The organism is Blastocatellia bacterium, from assembly GCA_016713405.1.
GTDB lineage: Bacteria > Acidobacteriota > Blastocatellia > Chloracidobacteriales > JADJPF01 > JADJPF01.
Genome location: JADJPF010000011.1, coordinates 18,481 through 35,331, shown reverse-complemented (window position 1 = coordinate 35,331; position 16,851 = coordinate 18,481). Strand labels below are relative to the sequence as shown.

At 36.3% G+C, this 16,851-nt stretch carries 16 protein-coding genes; 2 read left to right on the top strand and 14 right to left on the bottom strand.

Annotated elements, in window-relative coordinates; genetic code table 11:
- Positions 1-25: 25 nt before the first annotated feature.
- The 14 genes from IPK14_14820 to IPK14_14755 all read right to left on the bottom strand — a co-directional run bounded on the left by IPK14_14820 (position 26) and on the right by IPK14_14755 (position 15,602).
- Complete coding sequence (locus IPK14_14820) at positions 26-1,240, bottom strand: aminotransferase class I/II-fold pyridoxal phosphate-dependent enzyme (GenBank protein ID MBK7994600.1); 1,215 nt, start codon at positions 1,238-1,240, stop codon at positions 26-28.
- A gap of 25 nt (positions 1,241-1,265) precedes the next feature.
- Entirely contained in the window at positions 1,266-2,780 is a 1,515-nt protein-coding gene (locus IPK14_14815; GenBank protein MBK7994599.1) for an aldehyde dehydrogenase family protein, read from the bottom strand.
- Positions 2,781-2,802: 22 nt separating this feature from the next.
- Entirely contained in the window at positions 2,803-3,096 is a 294-nt protein-coding gene (locus tag IPK14_14810; GenBank protein MBK7994598.1) for a hypothetical protein, read from the bottom strand.
- Between the two features lie 136 nt (positions 3,097-3,232).
- A complete protein-coding gene (locus IPK14_14805) occupies positions 3,233-3,679 on the bottom strand; it encodes a hypothetical protein (GenBank protein MBK7994597.1) in 447 nt (148 codons plus the stop codon).
- Positions 3,680-3,687: 8 nt separating this feature from the next.
- Positions 3,688-3,972 (bottom strand): hypothetical protein, encoded by a 285-nt coding sequence (locus tag IPK14_14800; protein MBK7994596.1) that lies wholly within the window; start codon positions 3,970-3,972, stop codon positions 3,688-3,690.
- Positions 3,973-4,197: 225 nt separating this feature from the next.
- The gene (locus IPK14_14795) at positions 4,198-7,821 is read right to left on the bottom strand and encodes an IPT/TIG domain-containing protein (GenBank protein ID MBK7994595.1); all 3,624 of its coding nucleotides are present in this window, start codon (positions 7,819-7,821) and stop codon (positions 4,198-4,200) included.
- Positions 7,822-7,943: 122 nt separating this feature from the next.
- The gene (locus tag IPK14_14790) at positions 7,944-8,435 is read right to left on the bottom strand and encodes a methylated-DNA--[protein]-cysteine S-methyltransferase (GenBank protein MBK7994594.1); all 492 of its coding nucleotides are present in this window, start codon (positions 8,433-8,435) and stop codon (positions 7,944-7,946) included.
- A gap of 16 nt (positions 8,436-8,451) precedes the next feature.
- Complete coding sequence (gene alkA / locus IPK14_14785) at positions 8,452-9,864, bottom strand: DNA-3-methyladenine glycosylase 2 (GenBank protein ID MBK7994593.1); 1,413 nt, start codon at positions 9,862-9,864, stop codon at positions 8,452-8,454.
- 130 nt (positions 9,865-9,994) lie between these two features.
- Positions 9,995-11,776 (bottom strand): phosphoenolpyruvate--protein phosphotransferase, encoded by a 1,782-nt coding sequence (ptsP, locus tag IPK14_14780; protein MBK7994592.1) that lies wholly within the window; start codon positions 11,774-11,776, stop codon positions 9,995-9,997.
- Positions 11,766-12,050, bottom strand: coding sequence for an HPr family phosphocarrier protein (locus IPK14_14775; GenBank protein ID MBK7994591.1), 285 nt, complete (start codon positions 12,048-12,050; stop codon positions 11,766-11,768). Before IPK14_14775 ends, ptsP begins: the two co-directional genes overlap by 11 nt.
- A 36-nt stretch (positions 12,051-12,086) precedes the next feature.
- Positions 12,087-12,491 carry a PTS sugar transporter subunit IIA gene (locus tag IPK14_14770; GenBank protein MBK7994590.1) on the bottom strand — a complete coding sequence of 135 codons (405 nt, stop codon included), beginning with the start codon at positions 12,489-12,491 and terminating at the stop codon, positions 12,087-12,089.
- 83 nt (positions 12,492-12,574) lie between these two features.
- The gene (locus IPK14_14765) at positions 12,575-13,381 is read right to left on the bottom strand and encodes a CbbQ/NirQ/NorQ/GpvN family protein (protein ID MBK7994589.1); all 807 of its coding nucleotides are present in this window, start codon (positions 13,379-13,381) and stop codon (positions 12,575-12,577) included.
- Positions 13,382-13,485: 104 nt separating this feature from the next.
- Entirely contained in the window at positions 13,486-15,057 is a 1,572-nt protein-coding gene (gene murJ / locus IPK14_14760) for a murein biosynthesis integral membrane protein MurJ (GenBank protein ID MBK7994588.1), read from the bottom strand.
- A 92-nt stretch (positions 15,058-15,149) separates the two neighbouring features.
- Positions 15,150-15,602, bottom strand: coding sequence for a hemerythrin domain-containing protein (locus tag IPK14_14755; protein ID MBK7994587.1), 453 nt, complete (start codon positions 15,600-15,602; stop codon positions 15,150-15,152).
- A gap of 148 nt (positions 15,603-15,750) precedes the next feature.
- Between IPK14_14755 and IPK14_14750 the strand changes: the two genes are divergently transcribed.
- Positions 15,751-16,185: a hemerythrin domain-containing protein gene (locus tag IPK14_14750; protein MBK7994586.1), complete on the top strand. Its 435-nt coding sequence runs from the start codon at positions 15,751-15,753 to the stop codon at positions 16,183-16,185.
- A 46-nt stretch (positions 16,186-16,231) separates the two neighbouring features.
- A complete protein-coding gene (locus IPK14_14745) occupies positions 16,232-16,792 on the top strand; it encodes a Uma2 family endonuclease (GenBank protein MBK7994585.1) in 561 nt (186 codons plus the stop codon).
- Positions 16,793-16,851: the final 59 nt, after the last annotated feature.

Here is a 16,851-nt window from a genome sequence, read left to right as displayed (position 1 = left end):
AACAAAAATTAAAAACTTAAGTTTTCTAGCCAACTGCACCTTTGCGGCGATGTTGCCAGTTGTGAACAAACTCTGCTACTCGGTCATAAACCGTGTTTAGCACATCTAATTCTGGTAGATAAACTATTCTAAAATAGCCATCTTTAGGATCCATACCAAAACCAGAGCCATGAACAAATAAAACGCCTGTTTCACGTAGCAGGGACAAAACAAATTGCTCATCTGTAGCATCACCAAGATTTTCCATTTGTGCCATTAAATAAAATGCTCCTTTAGGGATAGTGCAGTTCATACCTTCAATAGCATTAATTCTTTGGCAAGAAAGATCTCGTCTAGCTCTAAAACGCGCCATCACATCATCTAAATAAGCATGATCGCCGTCTAAAGCCGCAGCGACGGCATGTTGTGGAGGTCGTGCGCTACAAAGGCGAGCATCAGCCATTTTGTTAATTCCAACTCTTAAGTCAGTCATTAAATGAGGATTGGAAATTTTCATCCAACCAACTCGCCAACCTGGAGCTAAATAAATCTTGGACATACTTTCAAAAGTAATTACAGGAACGCTTTCATCAACTAGGCTAGCAATTGGCGGGGCTTGTTCCTCATAAGTCATACGCCAATAAACTTCGTCTGCTAGGATAAGCAAACCTGCTTGATTAGCTACATTAAGCACTTCTAAAAGATTTTCTTTGTTATAAACTGCGCCTGTTGGGTTGTTTGGATTAATAATTACAATTGCACGGGTTTTGTTAGTGATTAAGGCTTTTATATCGTCAATAACTGGTTGCCAATCATTTTTAGGGTCAAGTTTATAAGAGACTTCTTTTGCTCCAAGTTTGGCAAGTATTGCTGTATAAAGTGGATAGCCGGGAGAAGGTACTAAAACTTCGTCGCCTGCTTCAAGCATTGAGCTAAGTACAATGTCTGCTGCTTCGGATGCTCCAGAGGTGATAATTACATCATCTGGAGACATTTTAACTCCTCGTCTGACTGCTTCACGGGCTACAGCTTCGCGGGCTGATGGAATACCTGGCGAAGGGCCATAACCATTATTTCCATCTCGCAAAGCTTTTTCTACAGCTTCAACTAGATGTGGAGGTGTGCTAAAGCCATAAGGAACCGGATCACCAACATTAAGATAAAGAACTTGACGACCTTCGGCTTCTATTTTTTTAGCTTCGCCAACAATATTACGGATGGCGTAAGTAAAATTTCTTGTACGTGTTGCAGCTTTAATCATTGTACTTAAACTCCTAACTTAAAAATTAATTTTGCCAATCATCGATTTGCGCTTTTTGTAATTTGCCACTGTAATCAATATAAATTGACTTCCATTCTGAAAACAGGTCTAAAGCAGCCGTGCCAGCTTCACGATGACCATTACCAGTATTCTTTGTACCGCCAAAAGGCAAGTGAACTTCTGCGCCAATAGTAGAAGAATTGACATAGAAAATTCCTGTGTACATATCGCGCATTGCAATAAAGGCTCGGTTAACATCTTGGGTATAAATTGCAGCAGATAAGCCAAATTCTACACCATTGCCGATTTCAATTGCATGTTCTAATGAATCACAAGGAATTACAGAAACAACTGGGCCAAAGATTTCTTCTTGTGCAACACGCATTTTAGCATCAACATCACCAAAAATAGTAGGCTCAACAAAATAACCATATTTATGGTCTTCGCCGGTTAATCTATTTCCACCTACAACCAATGTAGCTTTATCTTCGTTTTTGCCAATTTCAATATATTTCAACACTGTATTCATTTGATTTTCATTGCAAGACGGGCCGACTTCTACAGATTCATCTAGCCCATTGCCAACTTTTAATGTGCGAGCGCGAGCAGCAAATTTTTCTATAAATTCTTTATAGACTTTTTTATGTACAACCACACGACTTGCAGCAGTGCAACGTTGTCCAGTAGTTCCAAAGCCGCCCCAAATCGCGCCTTCAACCGCTAAATCAACATTTGCATCATCTAAAACTATAATGACATTTTTGCCGCCCATTTCTAAATGACAATGCTTAAAGTCTGGTGCAGCGGCTTCGGATACAACCCGACCGACTTCTACAGAACCAGTAAAAGAAATTAGACGCACATCTTTGTGTTTCATTAAAGGCTCGCCAACAGCACGACCACCACCATTAACTAAATTAACTACGCCTTTTGGCAATCCTGCATCGGCTAAGGTTTGCACTAAATTAACACTAGAAAGCGGAGTATAAGTAGCAGGTTTAATCACAGTAGTGTTACCACAAACTAAAGCAGCCATTAGTTTCCAGCTAGGTATTGCCATAGGAAAATTCCAAGGTGTAATCATCGCGCAAATTCCTACAGGTTGACGAATGGACATAGCAAATTTATTAGGCATTTCAGCCGGAGTAGTTTGACCATAAAGCCGACGACCTTCGCCACCCATATAAAAAGACATATCAATAGCTTCTTGAACATCGCCACGAGTTTCTTTTAGCACTTTGCCCATTTCGCGGGTCATTTCGCGGGAATAAGCTTCTTTACGTTCTAATAAAAGTTGTCCAGCCTTAAAAAGTATTTCGGCCCGTCGTGGTGCTGGAGTGAGTCGCCAAGAGTTTGCCGCTTCTTTAGCGGCAGCAACAGCCATATCAACATCTTCTTGGTTAGAATCTTGAAAACGTCCAATTAATTCGCGGGTGTCAGCAGGGTTAATATTATCAAATGTATTTCCTGATTTAGATGGCACCCATTCGCCATTAATATAATTATTATAAGTTTGTACTGCGGATTTTTCCTTAGACATAAAAACTCCTCTAAAATATAAATTATTTAACTTCGGCTGCTGCATTTTGTAATTTATGGCATTTTATACAGGAAAACTTAATATCTTGCCATTTTTCTGGGTGAGTAGCTTTAATTCTTTTATCTGGTTCATTTAGCCCTGTTTTAGGGTCATGACATTCTAAACATCTTTCACGTGGTGTTAGATCTTTAATGCCTTGATGTTGTGGAATTGAAAGCAATGTAGGTTGTGGATGTTTACCTTTAATGGAAAGAATTATTAGGAAAGAAACTACTGCAATACAAATCGCAGCAAAAAGCAAGTCTCGCTTTTTCATAAAAAACTCACTAAAAATTTTATTATTTGTTGAAAAATCGAAATTTATCAGCAAAGCCTTGGAGTGTCAAGCCAAGGGCGAATATCACACACTAAGTAATATTGATTAGCATTAGTTCTGGTGAGCTTATTTTTGCTTAACTAGCCTTCTTTTCTTGCTCCAATTGTTGAACACGCTCATCCAACCATAAAATATCACTATTCAAATCACCAAGAGCTTTTTGGGTGAATCTACGTTGGTGATTAAATTCTATGATAAACTTATCAAATTTGGTGTTCAGTTCTTTAATACCATTATAAGCACCATTTATGCTAATTGTGTCTATTTCATCACTATTCTTAAGATATTGTACATCAGATTTAATATCAGCTATATCTTCTTTAATTTGGGCAATGTCTGCTATTGCTCCATCAACTTTAGTTTCTAGCTTGCCAATATCGGCTATCGCTCCATCAACTTTAGTTTCTAGCTTGCCAATATCGGCTATCGCTCCATCCACTTTAGTTTCTAGCTTGCCAATGTCTGCTATTGCTCCATCCACTTTAGTTTCTAGCTTGCCAATGTCTGCTATTGCTCCATCCACTTTAGCTTCTAGCTTGCCAAGCTTGCCAATTCTAGCTTGCCAATGTCTGCTATTGCTCCATCCACTTTAGCTTCTAGCTTGCCAATATCGGCTATCGCTCCATCCACTTTAGCTTCTAGCTTGCCAATATCGGCTATCGCTCCATCCACTTTAGTTTCTAGCTTGCCAATATCGGCTATCGCTCCATCAACTTTAGCTTCTAGTTTAAGCTGGTTATCCTCTAGCTTGGCTTGGCCTGTTTTTATTTCCTTTATTTCGTTTATTAGTAATTGAAACATTTCTTCTACAGTCATAGTGTCAACTTCCTATATCTTTGCTTGCTCTTATGTAATGGTATCTTACCAAGATACTTTGGAATTGTCGATAGCCTCCCTATATTAATAAACACTTAGGTTGCCCATTTTTTTATTACCAATAACGAGTTTAAAAAATTTTAGCCTAGAGATTTGATTCTCTAGGCTAGCAGGCAAAATGCCCTTATTAGGGGTATGTTTTAAGTTTCACTCAAGGAAAATATACTAATTGGCTAGCTTAACAAATCTAACAGAAGCAAAGAAACCAATATTCTTGACAACATAAAAATTACCTTTTTTATCAACAGCTATCTTAGAAGCAAAGCCTAGGCCAGCTTTTGTAGCTAACCCTTCATCACCTTTAATATCGATTTCACCATTACCAGCTACAGTATTAATTATATTTGTTGTAGCATCAATACGACGCACTTTAACACCAAACAAAACACCAGAAACTGTAATATTATTTCCTACTGCAATAAAAAGATTTCCTGCCAAATCAAAGTCTAAGCCATTAACTATACCTAACCCTGCTTGGCTCACCAGCCCACCATCGCCAGACATTTCGCTAGAATCCTTACCAGCAACAACAACTATATTACCTGTTTTTGTATCAAGTTTTCGGATAATACCTTTACCTTCAGCGAGTAAAATGTTATCTGATTTATCAATAGCTATTTTGGTAAATGGAGCAAGTTGACTGGAAACACTAGTAATAATATTTGTTTTTGCATCGATTTTACGTAAAGATCCTGTAGATGTAACTATGTAAATGTTATTTTGGCTATCTACTGCAATATCAAAGATAGAACTAATACTAGCTTGTAAGGCATTAGCATTATCGCCAGAATCCTTTTTTCCACCTTTACCAGCTATAGTAGTAATAATGCCTGTATTTAGATCAATTTGACGGATGCGGCTGCTAACAGCAAAACGGTTATCTGCAATTAATAATTTATTTGTACTAGTAATAGCTAAAGCTTCAGGAACAGCAATAGCGTTAATAGCTAGCCCTCCATCACCTTCATCAACAGTATTACTAGTATCTTTACCTAGAATAGTGGAAATAATTTGTGTGTTTGGATCAATTTTCCTAACTAAACCATTGACAGGATCTGCCAAATAGACAGCATCATTTGGAGCAACAAGAATATCCCTAATAGAGCCAATAGAAGCAAATTGTGCAGCAATATCATCACCAACTAAATTAAACTTCTTATTACCAGCAACCGGAGTTGCTTCACCACTGCTTAAATTAAGGCGATAAGCAAATTCTGAACCTATAAAAAATAAATTGCCTACACCATCTAAACTTAAAATTCCTGATAAGTTGACATTACTCAGGATAGGAAAATTACTAAGTTTAATGTCTATATTTCTAATAATACCTGTATTTAAATCAACTTGTGAGATTGCTCCTAAAGCTTTTTTGCTACCATCCTCTAATTTTATAAGTGGCCCTCCATCCAATATAAAAAGCTTACCATCATTAGTAGTTATTGCAGATCTAGGAGAATTTAACCCTACTTTAGTAGCTAATTTACCATTTCGTTTATTGAAATTCTTAACACCATTACCAGCTATAGTGTTAATAATTCCAGAAGAGTTAATTTGTCTAACACGTCCACTAGTTGTTTCTGTAATAAAAATATTGCTATTGTTATCTACATCCACATCTACAGCAGTCCCAAAACCTGCTACACTAGCTGGGCCACCATCACCACTAAATTTATTTGAGCCATTTCCAGCAATTGTTGTAATTATTCCCATGCTATCAATACGACGTAGACGAGTTTCTTCTAAAACTAATAAATTCCCATCATTGTCAAAAGCTAGATCTTTGAGATCATTAAATCCTGCTTGTATGGCTGGGCCTCCATCGCCACTAAAACGCCTTCCTTTTGCACCAGCAATTGTTGTAATGACATTAGTTACACTGTCTATTTTCCTTACACTTTGTGTTAAAAAATCTGCTACTAGTAAATTGCCTGATTTATCAACAACTATACTAAATGGAAGGAGTTGAGATGTAGTAGCTAAAACACCATCTTCTACAGATGAACCGCTACCAGCAATTGTAGTAATTACACTTGTTTGTTTATCTACTCGACGAATGCTTGTAGATTCAAAAATAAATAAATTGCCATTGCTATCTGACACTACTCCTTTTGGTGCAATTAGGTTACTTGTAATAGCTAAACCTCCATCGCCAGTAAAGATCTGACCACCAGCAATTGTAGTAATTTCACCAACAGCCAACATAGATACTGGTTTAGATGTTATATCTAATGGACGTTGTGCGAGTCCTCCACGAGTTAAAACAGAAAGTGTTAATTTACCAGGTATATCTTGTGCAACTGCACGAAAGCGAATTTCAGTAGCACTAATAACTTGAACATTTGTAATAGCTTTTCCACCTAAAACCACTTGGCTTTCTGGAGCAAAGTTTTTGCCAGTTATTGTAACTTCCATATCTTCACTTAAATTAATTTGAGATGGACTAACTGATTGAATTTCTGGGGCAGCAACAGAAACAATGCTTAATGCTTCTGTTTCATTAGCCCCACTATCTAAAACAAAAGCTTCTGAGCCTTTTATAGTAACGCTAATAGGTTGTTGAAATGAAACTTCAGGCTGTGCAAGTTGAATAGCTTCAGTTGAACCAGAGACGACTATTTGAACACTTTTTTTATCAACTACATAAATATTACCTAATCCATCAGTGCTAACAGATTGTGGAGTATCAAAAAGAAATCCTTCGGTTGATTCAGCAGATAAATTACTTGTTTGGCTGCCACTTGCTACGCCTAAAGTAGAAACCACTCCAGTAAAAGCACCTTCTTGGCTACGAGTAAGTTCAATTAAACGTACTCGGTTATTATCTTGATCGGCAACAACAAGTATCTGTCCATTATTATTAAGTGCAATGCCTGATGGACGATGAAATTTTGCACTACGCCCAACGCCATCATTTAACCCAATTTGACCCGGCTCACCAGCAACTAAAAAAAGCTTTCGTCTAGCAAAATCAGCAAAATAAATTGCATGGTTATCCGTATCAGCAATGTAGAGATTACCCCCACCATCAGTAACAACTCCCCTTGGACTACTAAGCAACACATCATCAAAACTAGTTGCACCATTAGCATCAAACATTGGTAGTCCAGGTGAACCTTTGCCTAAAATTGTTTCTACTTGTTTATTAAAAGCTATTCTGCGAACGCTATGATTAAGAGTATCTGCAATATAAATTCCACCATTAGCATTATTATCTATACCAATAGCGGTTGGCCCGGCAAATAAAGCTTCTTTAGTTAAACCATTAAGATTTCCTGCTACACGAGGTTTACCAGCATATAATTCTAGCGGTGCAGTTAAGGCATCATCAGCCCTTAAAATAACATTTTGTAGTGGGTTGGAAATATAAACTCCGCCCTGTGAATCAAGTTTAGTGTCACCAGGAACTTTAGCACCTTTTACTTTTTTTATTTTTGCTACTGCAACAAATACTGAAGAAGTTGCGCCCCCGCGCTGTGCTGTTATAGTAGCAAAACCAGACTTTATACCAAAAACTTCTCCTGTAGTCGGATTTACTTGAGCAATATCTGGACTACCTGATTGCCAAGTAGTACCTTCACTAGCATTATTACCATCATTATCTACAGTAGTTAAAATAATACGATTTCCTTCGTTAACTACAGGATTACGCTGTTTTATACGAAAGGGGTTTTCGGCAGCTTTTGAAGTAAAGAAGTTTTTAGTATTCGTAGTCAAAGAAAAATCGCTGGAAGCTAAAGAAATAAATGATGTTATTAGCAGTAGAGAAATAAAAAAAAGCTTTTTATTCATAAACTTTTTCAGACCTTTTAGACAAAATTCTTGGTATTTACTAGATGACGCGCAAAAATTACAAAAATTCTATCATTTATTTTCGGAAAATTTTCCTAATTAGCCCTAAAACTAATCTAGGTTTACCATAAAGCTTTTTGTCTTGAATTTTCCAAATCAAGTAATGCTTTTTTTCTTGGTAGTCCACCACCATAACCCGTAAGACTACCATTTGCACCAATAACACGATGACAAGGAACTATTATAGAAATTGGATTACGTCCATTAGCTAAACCTACGGCACGAACAGCTTTAATATTCCCTATACGAATAGCTAGTTCTTTATAAGAAATCGTTTTGCCATAAGGAATTTTTGTTAATTCTTGCCAAACTTGTTGTTGAAATTTTGTCCCTAACATTAAAATTGGTAGATCAAATTCTGTTAACTTACCTTCAAAATATGCTGTAAGCTGCTCCACAACTTTAGGAAATGGCTCAATGCTGTCATTTGCTACCCATTCAAGACTGGTTGGATCAGCATTGTAAGATTCCATATATAAACCTGTTAAAGAATTTCCATCAGAAGTAAGCAAAATTTTTCCTATCGGACTATTAAAATAACTGTAGTAATTCATATTTTTCCTTTCTAGCTTAAACAAGTGAATGCCAAAGATGTATTGCAGCATAAGCACGCCAAGGTTTCCATTTTTCAGAAAGTTCTAAAACTCGCTTGGGGTTGCGTTCATTAAGAGCTTTATAAATCCCTAAATCCGTATGAAGAAAAGCATCAGGCCAATTAAGCACCCTCATTGCAATATATTGTGCAGTCCATTCTCCTATGCCTGGCAATTTTTTTAATTCAGTTATAGTATTAGCAATATTTACTCCTGGCTCTAGGATAATTTCTTTTTTTACTATGGCTTGAGCAAGTGCCAAAATAGCATTTGCTCGTGAAGCAATTATGCCTAGGTTTGTAAGTTCTGTTACTTGAAGACTTGCAATTTTGTTTGGAGTTGGTGATAAGTGAGTAAGATGCTCAAATGAGGTTTCTAGCTTTTCGCCAAAAGTATTAACAAATCTTCTAGCTAGTGTTGTGGCAGCCTTTACACTTACTTGCTGCCCTAAAATCCCTCGTACCGCTATTTCAAAACCATCAAAAGCCCCTGGTACACGTAGCCCAGGATCTTTAGCAACCTCGCCTAAATGGGCCGCTATTTGTTGTGGTTCAGTACCTAGATCAAAAAGCCTTTTAACACGTGCAAGCACTTGTAATAATACTGGAGCAAGTGAAGTTGAAAGTGAAACTAAAAGCACAAACTCATTTTCAACAGGTTCAACCTTAATCCAGCCACGATATTTTTTATAAGCAACTGTTCTTAAATAAGAGTTATTTTCTATTAATTCAATCCCGCTTAAAGACCGTTCGGAAAGGAATTTAAGCAATGCTTTCCAGTTAAACGGGGGACGATAAGCTAACTCACAAACTAATATTTCATTGTCAATTTGATCTGACCTATTTTTACGTAAGTTAGTTGGATTAAGATTATATTTTTCCTTAAAAAGAGTGTTAAAACGTCGAAGGCTATTAAAACCACTAGCAAAAGCTATTTCTGTGATCGATAAATTAGTATCAGTCAACAAACGTTTAGCAAACAAAAGACGTTGTGTCTGAGCTAATTCAATTGGAGAAACTCCAAATTCACTTTTTACAACACGTCGCAGATGTCTAAGGCTAATGCCCATTTCCATAGCCAATTCATCTAAAGGTTTTTCTACAAGTTCACCATCTTCAATGCGACTAGCAATCATGCTAGCTAGTCGATTGATAGCATCAACATGAGCCTTTCCCGGTGCTAACTCTGGGCGACAACGCAAACAAGGCCGATAGCCTGCTTTTTCAGCCGCTGCTGCACTAGGAAAAAATGTGCAGTTTTGCGCTTGTGGAGTTTTCGCTGTGCAGACTCTGCGACAATAAATTTTTGTGCTTGATACACCAACAAAAAATATTCCATCAAAACGGCTGTCATGCGTTAATACAGCTTTGTAATAACCATCAAAATTCATTTCCATAACTTTATTTCCTGCCTCTTTACTTATGGAAGCAGTATAGATTATTAATTTATTTTTTACTGGCCGTAATCGGACTTGGAAATAAATTTTCCTGGAAAAAAAGTAATTTTGTTTACTAGTAAAATTACTTTAGATTTGCATAAAAAGAAGGGAATCGGCGAGCAAGTTCTTCACAAATATATTCTTCTATTTCTTGAGCTAATGACATTTGCAAAGCTTTTTCAAAAATTTCTTGCGCATCGCTAAGTCTAATAGCTTTTATAGCATCTTTAATTAAGGGAATTGCAGCAGGTGTCATGCTTAAATGTTTAATTCCTAAGCCTAATAAAACTACTACATAGATTGGGTTTGAGGCCATTTCACCGCAAACATCTAGCAAAACCTTACGTGCTTGTGCAACTTTTGCCACCCACATCAATGATTGAAGTACAGCAGGATGTAAAGGCTGGTAAAGATAAGCTACTTGTTTATTATTACGATCTATTGCTAATAGATATTGAATTAAATCATTAGTGCCTAAGCTTAAAAAGTCAGCTTCTTGGGCAAGTTGATCAATAATCATTACTGCTGATGGAACTTCTATAGTTACACCTAATTTAATATTTTGGTCAACTTCAACACCTTTGTCTGTAAGCTCTGCTATTACTTCATTAATAATTTTACGAGCATACCGAACTTCACTAGTAGATGTCACCATTGGTAAAATTATTTGTACATTTTTACGTTGTGAGGCTCGCAAAATCGCACGAATTTGAGTGCGAAACATTGGTTGGTTTTTTAGTGCTAGGCGAATACCTCGAAGTCCCAATGCTGGGTTAATTTCAGATTCTATTCCAGTTAGCGACATCGACACTTTATCTTCACTAAGATCAAAAGTTCGGATTGTCACCCCATTTTCTGCCGTTGATTCAGCTAAACGTTGATAAATTTGGTATTGACCATCTTCCGAGCCTGCTTGAGGAAGCATATTTGTAAAAATAAACTCTGAACGAAATAGGCCAATTCCTTGCGCTCCATAGCGTTTTACTGCATCTAGTTCAGAAAGTAACTCAACATTAGCCCTAATGGTTATTTCTTCCCCATCAGCGGTAATTGCTGGTCGACGAGATTGAGCAAGTAAAGTGTTGAAATTTCGTCGTTTTTGTTCTTGAAAAGCACGATAGCGTTTTATTGTTGCTTCTGTAGGGTCAAGAATTATTAGCCCTGCGCCGCCATCAACAATAGCTGTGTGGCCTGTTATTTGACCATGTTCGGAAAAATCTACTCCAACAATAGCAGGTATTCGCAAACTACGAGCAATAATTGCTGTATGTGAAGCCCAACTTCCTGCATGTGTCACCATTGCAATAATATGGCGCATATCAAGTTCTGCTAGTACGCTAGCAGGTAAGTCTTCCCCAATAACAATAGAGTTAAGAGGCAGGCGGTAACTATTGCGTTTGCCTAACAAAGCATCTGTTAGACGACGGGCTACATCCTCAATATCACTACCACGTTGGCGCAAATAACGGTCAGAAATAGAAGCATAAGCAGCTAGAAAGCGATCTAAGACTACTTTAACTGCCCATTCAGCATTAACAAACTGTTCTGTAATGGTTTTTTTTATGTCTTTGAATAATGCTTTATCTTCTAGCATTAAAAGATGAGCATCTAAAATATAGGCGTGTTGACTGCCTAACTCCCTTTCCATTCTCGCTTTTAGTTCATTTAACTGTTGGCGGGCAATTATAACAGCACGGTTTAACCGACGGATTTCTTTATTAACCTGTGCTGGCTCAATATGTTGAAGTAGGGCCTGGTGTCCTTGAGAGTCCAAATATAGTATTGTGCCAATAGAAATCCCTGGACTAATAGCTAGTCCATGTAAGGTAATTTCCTTAGAAAATTCTCTTGCGCTAGAAGACATCCCCTTCTTCCCCAAATTTATTATTAATTAGGTCACAAAGTGCGCGTAAAACTCGCTCCTCGTCTTCGCCCTCGGCAGAGATAATTAATTCTGTCCCTTTAGATGCTGCTAGTAGTAATACACCTAAAATAGATTTACCGTCAACTGATTGTTGATTATCTGCTCGTGCAAGCTTAACTTCTGCTTTATATTGATTAGCTAAATTAACTAATCGTGCTGAAGCACGAGCATGTAATCCTAGACGATTAATTACCGTAACATGTCTTTGTTGCATAGCTAAATCTTATTACATTTCCTTTTTTTACTTTATTTAGCGTTTTGGTGCCATTACTTCACTAGCAATATAAATATTTTTCTGTCCCTGTTCTCTTACTTTTCCAGCTAATATGCTTAAGCTTTCATCTTTTTGCTGACTAGCTAATTTTATTATCATAGGTAAGTTTACACCTGTAATTATTTCTACTTTACCAGGTTGGGAAAAAGTCATAGCAACATTAGTAGGTGTGCCTCCAAACATATCTGTAAGAATTAAAACCCCGCTACCTTGATTTACTTTTTTTATTGCTTGTTCAATTTCCTTTAATCCTTGCTCTAATTCATCATTCCATCCAATAGAAACAGCAATAATATGTTTGATTTCGCCAACAATCATTTCTGCTGCTGTCACCAACTCTATAGCCAAACGGCCATGTGTAACAATAATGCCTCCAACCATTTACTTTCTGCCTCGTAATTTTAATTTATTTTGCTAACAATAAGTCTTTTAGGCTATTTCCTAATAATAATATTACTATTTTTCTAAATTACTGTTGTAACAATTTCTTGAATACTTCGTTGTAACTCTTTGTCATCAGTAATTGGACTAACTATCGCTACTTCACAAGCAACTTCCGCGCTTATTCCTCGGCTAATAAGCTGAGCAGCATAAATTAGTAGTCTTGTAGAAATACCTTCTTCTAGTCCATGACCTTTAAGATTACGCACCTTTTCGCCTATTTTAACAAGGTCGCGGGCTGTTTGTTCATCAACTCCACCTTCGCGGGCAACAATTTCCATCTCTATGTTTGCAGGTGGATAATCAAATTCAATACTTACAAAACGTTGTCTAGTAGATTGTTTTAGGTCTTTTAATACACTTTGATAACCTGGATTATAGGAAACTACTAAAGAAAATTCATCAGGAGCCGTTAAAATTACAGAACGTTTTTCTACAGGCAAAATGCGTCGATCATCTGTAAGCGGATGGATAAGTACAATAGTATCTTTACGAGCTTCAACAACTTCATCTAAATAACAAATTGCACCGTGTTTTACTGCTGTAGAAAGTGGCCCATCGTGCCAAACCGTTGTTTCACCCTCTAAAAGAAAACGTCCAACTAAGTCCGTAGCCGACAAATCTTCATGACAAGCAACCGTAACTAAAGGACGTGACAACTTCCAAGCCATATATTGAATAAAGCGGGTTTTTCCACATCCTGTTGGGCCTTTTAAGAGTATAGGCAATTTAGCTTGATAAGCAGCAGTAAATATTTCTACTTCGTTTTTAACAGGTAAATAAAATGGTTCATCAATAATGTGATATTTCTCAATAGCTTGTTCTCTCATGCGTCCAATAATAGCAGATAAACATCGATCAGCAAAGAAGATACAGCTTAATTATAGCCTAGAATTTATTATTTGTTTTATATACCACTATTAGATTAACCTACTTAATTTTTAGGTAAAAAGCGTTTTAGTTTGCTAGGCAAAAAGCGTTCAACTCGTTTAAGGACGCTACGAGTTTGAGCTATACCAAAAATTGTAGTTAGCACAAAATAAGTTACTCCATAAGGAGCTAAAACTAAAATTCCTGTTATTATTGGGTGTTGAGAGCCTATAAAAAACTTTACACCTAAAGCTACTAGTGCAGCAAAAGCGGCTGAAGACCATAGTTTAGCACCATTTGCCCAACCTAAAGCTGTTTTTCCAATTCGTTTAGTTAAATTTTGACGTAGCAAAAATAGTTCTAACCATCCGCTAATTCCTGCTGCTAGAGCAATTCCAACCGTTCCCCAAGAATCATCTACTTTTAACCAACCTGGTACTTTTAACGCAAAAATTATGCCTAGTAAAATTGACATGCTAATACGAATAATAGCAAATTTTAATGGTGTTCGGGTGTCGTGTAGAGCATAAAAGGTTGATGAATAAAGTCGCCCAAGCGTAGCAGCTAATAACCCTACAGCAAAAGCTGCTAGCACTGTCCAAACATATTTTGTATCAGACACAGAAAATTTTCCTGTTTGATAGATCGTAGCAACAACAACATCCCCTAAAGCTAAAAAAGCCATAGCCGAAGGGATAACAAAAAAAGCTATTTGCTGTAAGCCGTTGTTAAGTTTCTTTCTTAAGATTTCTGCTATTTCTTCAGTTGTGCCAATAGCACTAGACATTGCTGGAAGTTCTGCCGCAGATACCGACATTCCAAATAAACTTACTAGTAATGTGTAAAGTATTTGTGCATAAGTTATTGATGAAACTGCACCTGGAGGAAGTAAGCTAGCTAATAAATTATCTGTGTAACCGCTAATTTGAACAACTCCACGAGCAATTACAACAGGAAAAAAGTTTTTAATCACTTCTCGAACAGAATCTAGACGAAAATTTACCCCTAAATGTAATCGTTTTATCAGACGAAAGACTACTGGAAGTTGAATAATAAATTGTAATGCACTGCCTACAACTAAGGCCCAACCAACTTTTATTGCTAGGTCGTCTATAGCAGTAGAGCCACCAAAAGCAAGTAGTGCGGCAATTTGTGCAGCATTCCAAACAACAGGAGCAACATAGGAGAGAAAAAATTTACGATGGCTATTAAGTACACCTAAACACCAGGCAGATAAAACTAGTAGTCCTGTACCAGGAAAGAAAATTTGTACAAGTCGAATGGTTAATAACCTTTTAGCACCTTCAAAACCTGGTGAAATCAAATCTATTAGCAAAGGTGTAAAATAAACGCCTAAAAGTACCAAAATAGTTGTTATTAAGGTTAATAAAGAGGCAACAACCCCAGCTAAACGGTTAGCTTCTTCCTCCTGCTCTTTAGCTAGCAACCCAGAATAAACTGGGATAAAAGAAGCTGAAAGAACGCCTTCACCAAAAAGATTTTGTAGAAAATTAGGAATTTTTTGCGCTGACTTAAAAGCATCCCCAGCATCAGAATTACCAAAATAAGAAGCAAAAATTCTTTCCCTAATTAGTCCAGCAATTCGGCTTAAAAATATTCCTAGTGCCACTAGCAAAGCACCTGCACTTGAATCTTTCCTAGACGACGTTTGAGAAGATGGTTTTTCAATAGGTTGTGTAGTGTTTTGATTTTCTTTTGACAAGGAAGTTAATTATTCTCCAATAATTCTAAAAGTTGTTTTAGTTCTGATTCTGGTAGATTTTCTTCTACTAAAGCAAAAAACTTGTCTTCTTCAAACCTAATATGCTTATAAAGTTGTTCTCCAAACTCATTAAGTGTTCTAAGGCTTGGCAATTGATTTTCTCGAACACAAGATTTTAACTCATCTAAGCGACATCTTAAGTCTAAATGTTCTAGAAGTAGTTGAGTAATTTCCCCAATATGATCTTTAGAATATCTTGCTAGCTTAGGAAGTAAAATTTCTTCCTCTTTACGAAAATGTTTTACAAGTTCTTCTTCCCAAAAAGAAAGGAATTTTTCCACAACTTCTTGAGTGGGTAAAGTTATCTTTTCACTTCCTAAATAACGTAAATTATAGGCTTGGACTAGTGCAAGATGATGCTCTCGTGAGAGCGAAACAAGGCTTTTATGTCGCTTCATTACTTTTCCTTTCTACTAGTTTACTAAATAGCTAAAATTAAGCACACTTTCTATTTAGTAGGGTTTTATTTAATAGATTTATTATTTAATATTACTTCCAAGCTAATTATTAGAAATAATCTTTTAAGTTTTATAAATGGGAGGGGCTATGTCAATTGTAAATCCGCAAATTATAGAAACACTTAAACACCAACATAGAATTGTTATAGATATGGCTACAAAAATACTTAATTCAATTAATAAAGATTCTCAAAATATAGATGATATTAGCATTTCTTTAAGAATCTTAGCTGGAAAAGTGCGTGAACACGTAGGATTAGAAGATAGAGAAATATACCCTCGGCTAATGATCTCTAGTGATAGCACTATTAGTAGCCTAGCCACAAAATATAAACATGATATTGGTGGACTTTTACCTAAATTTAATTTTTATATGGAAAACTGGCTAGATAAAACAAAGATTAAAAACAACTTAACAGATTTTATTAAAGATACAAATGAAATATTAAATGCTCTTTTAACAAGAATTGAAACCGAAGACAAAGAACTTTATCCATTAATTGATGGCTTAAGTGAAAAATAAACTAACTTTTCTTAACCCTAATATTAGCTCTAAAAAAGGGGATTTTATGTCAACAGTAAAAACTTTAATGACAGCAGATGAATTGTTAAAACTTCATGGAGATGGGTTTAGATATGAATTAATCGAAGGAGAACTTAAACAAATGTCCCCAGCAGGTGAAAAACATGGTGCTGCTATTGGCAGATTTACAAGTTATTTTGGTTACTATGTTTATGAAAATGATTTGGGTATAGTTTGTGGTGCAGAAACAGGTTATAAACTCAAATCCAATCCTGACACTGTAATAGCACCTGACGTTAGTTTTACTAGGAAAAGTCGTCTTAAAGAAGAAGAGTTAGTTGATAAATATTCTACAGTTGCACCAGATTTAGTTGTTGAAGTTACTTCACCTGATGATTATCCAAAAAAAGTGCAAAGAAAAGTTAAGGCTTGGCTTGATTTTGGTGTTTTAGTTGTTATTACAATTAATCCAAATAAACAAGCTATTAATGTTTTTCGCCCTAATTCTAATGACATAACCCTAACAGAATCAGACACTTTAGTTTTAGATGATGTAGTTAAAGGATTCTCTTATCCTGTAGCTAAACTTTTATTAAAACAAAAATAAACTTGAGCTAACTAAAAACTTAGAAAAAGGTAGTTTTTAGTTAGCTCAAAAATAAACTC

Coding starts and splice junctions, on each gene's coding strand:
- IPK14_14815 (MBK7994599.1), bottom strand. CDS start 2,780: ATGTCTAAGGAAAAATCCGCAGTACAAACTTATAATAATTATATTAAT.
- IPK14_14800 (MBK7994596.1), bottom strand. CDS start 3,972: ATGACTGTAGAAGAAATGTTTCAATTACTAATAAACGAAATAAAGGAA.
- IPK14_14765 (MBK7994589.1), bottom strand. CDS start 13,381: ATGAGAGAACAAGCTATTGAGAAATATCACATTATTGATGAACCATTT.
- IPK14_14755 (MBK7994587.1), bottom strand. CDS start 15,602: ATGAAGCGACATAAAAGCCTTGTTTCGCTCTCACGAGAGCATCATCTT.
- IPK14_14775 (MBK7994591.1), bottom strand. CDS start 12,050: ATGCAACAAAGACATGTTACGGTAATTAATCGTCTAGGATTACATGCT.
- IPK14_14750 (MBK7994586.1), top strand. CDS start 15,751: ATGTCAATTGTAAATCCGCAAATTATAGAAACACTTAAACACCAACAT.
- IPK14_14790 (MBK7994594.1), bottom strand. CDS start 8,435: ATGAATTACTACAGTTATTTTAATAGTCCGATAGGAAAAATTTTGCTT.
- IPK14_14820 (MBK7994600.1), bottom strand. CDS start 1,240: ATGATTAAAGCTGCAACACGTACAAGAAATTTTACTTACGCCATCCGT.
- IPK14_14795 (MBK7994595.1), bottom strand. CDS start 7,821: ATGAATAAAAAGCTTTTTTTTATTTCTCTACTGCTAATAACATCATTT.
- alkA (MBK7994593.1), bottom strand. CDS start 9,864: ATGAATTTTGATGGTTATTACAAAGCTGTATTAACGCATGACAGCCGT.
- ptsP (MBK7994592.1), bottom strand. CDS start 11,776: ATGTCTTCTAGCGCAAGAGAATTTTCTAAGGAAATTACCTTACATGGA.
- IPK14_14745 (MBK7994585.1), top strand. CDS start 16,232: ATGTCAACAGTAAAAACTTTAATGACAGCAGATGAATTGTTAAAACTT.
- IPK14_14770 (MBK7994590.1), bottom strand. CDS start 12,491: ATGGTTGGAGGCATTATTGTTACACATGGCCGTTTGGCTATAGAGTTG.
- IPK14_14810 (MBK7994598.1), bottom strand. CDS start 3,096: ATGAAAAAGCGAGACTTGCTTTTTGCTGCGATTTGTATTGCAGTAGTT.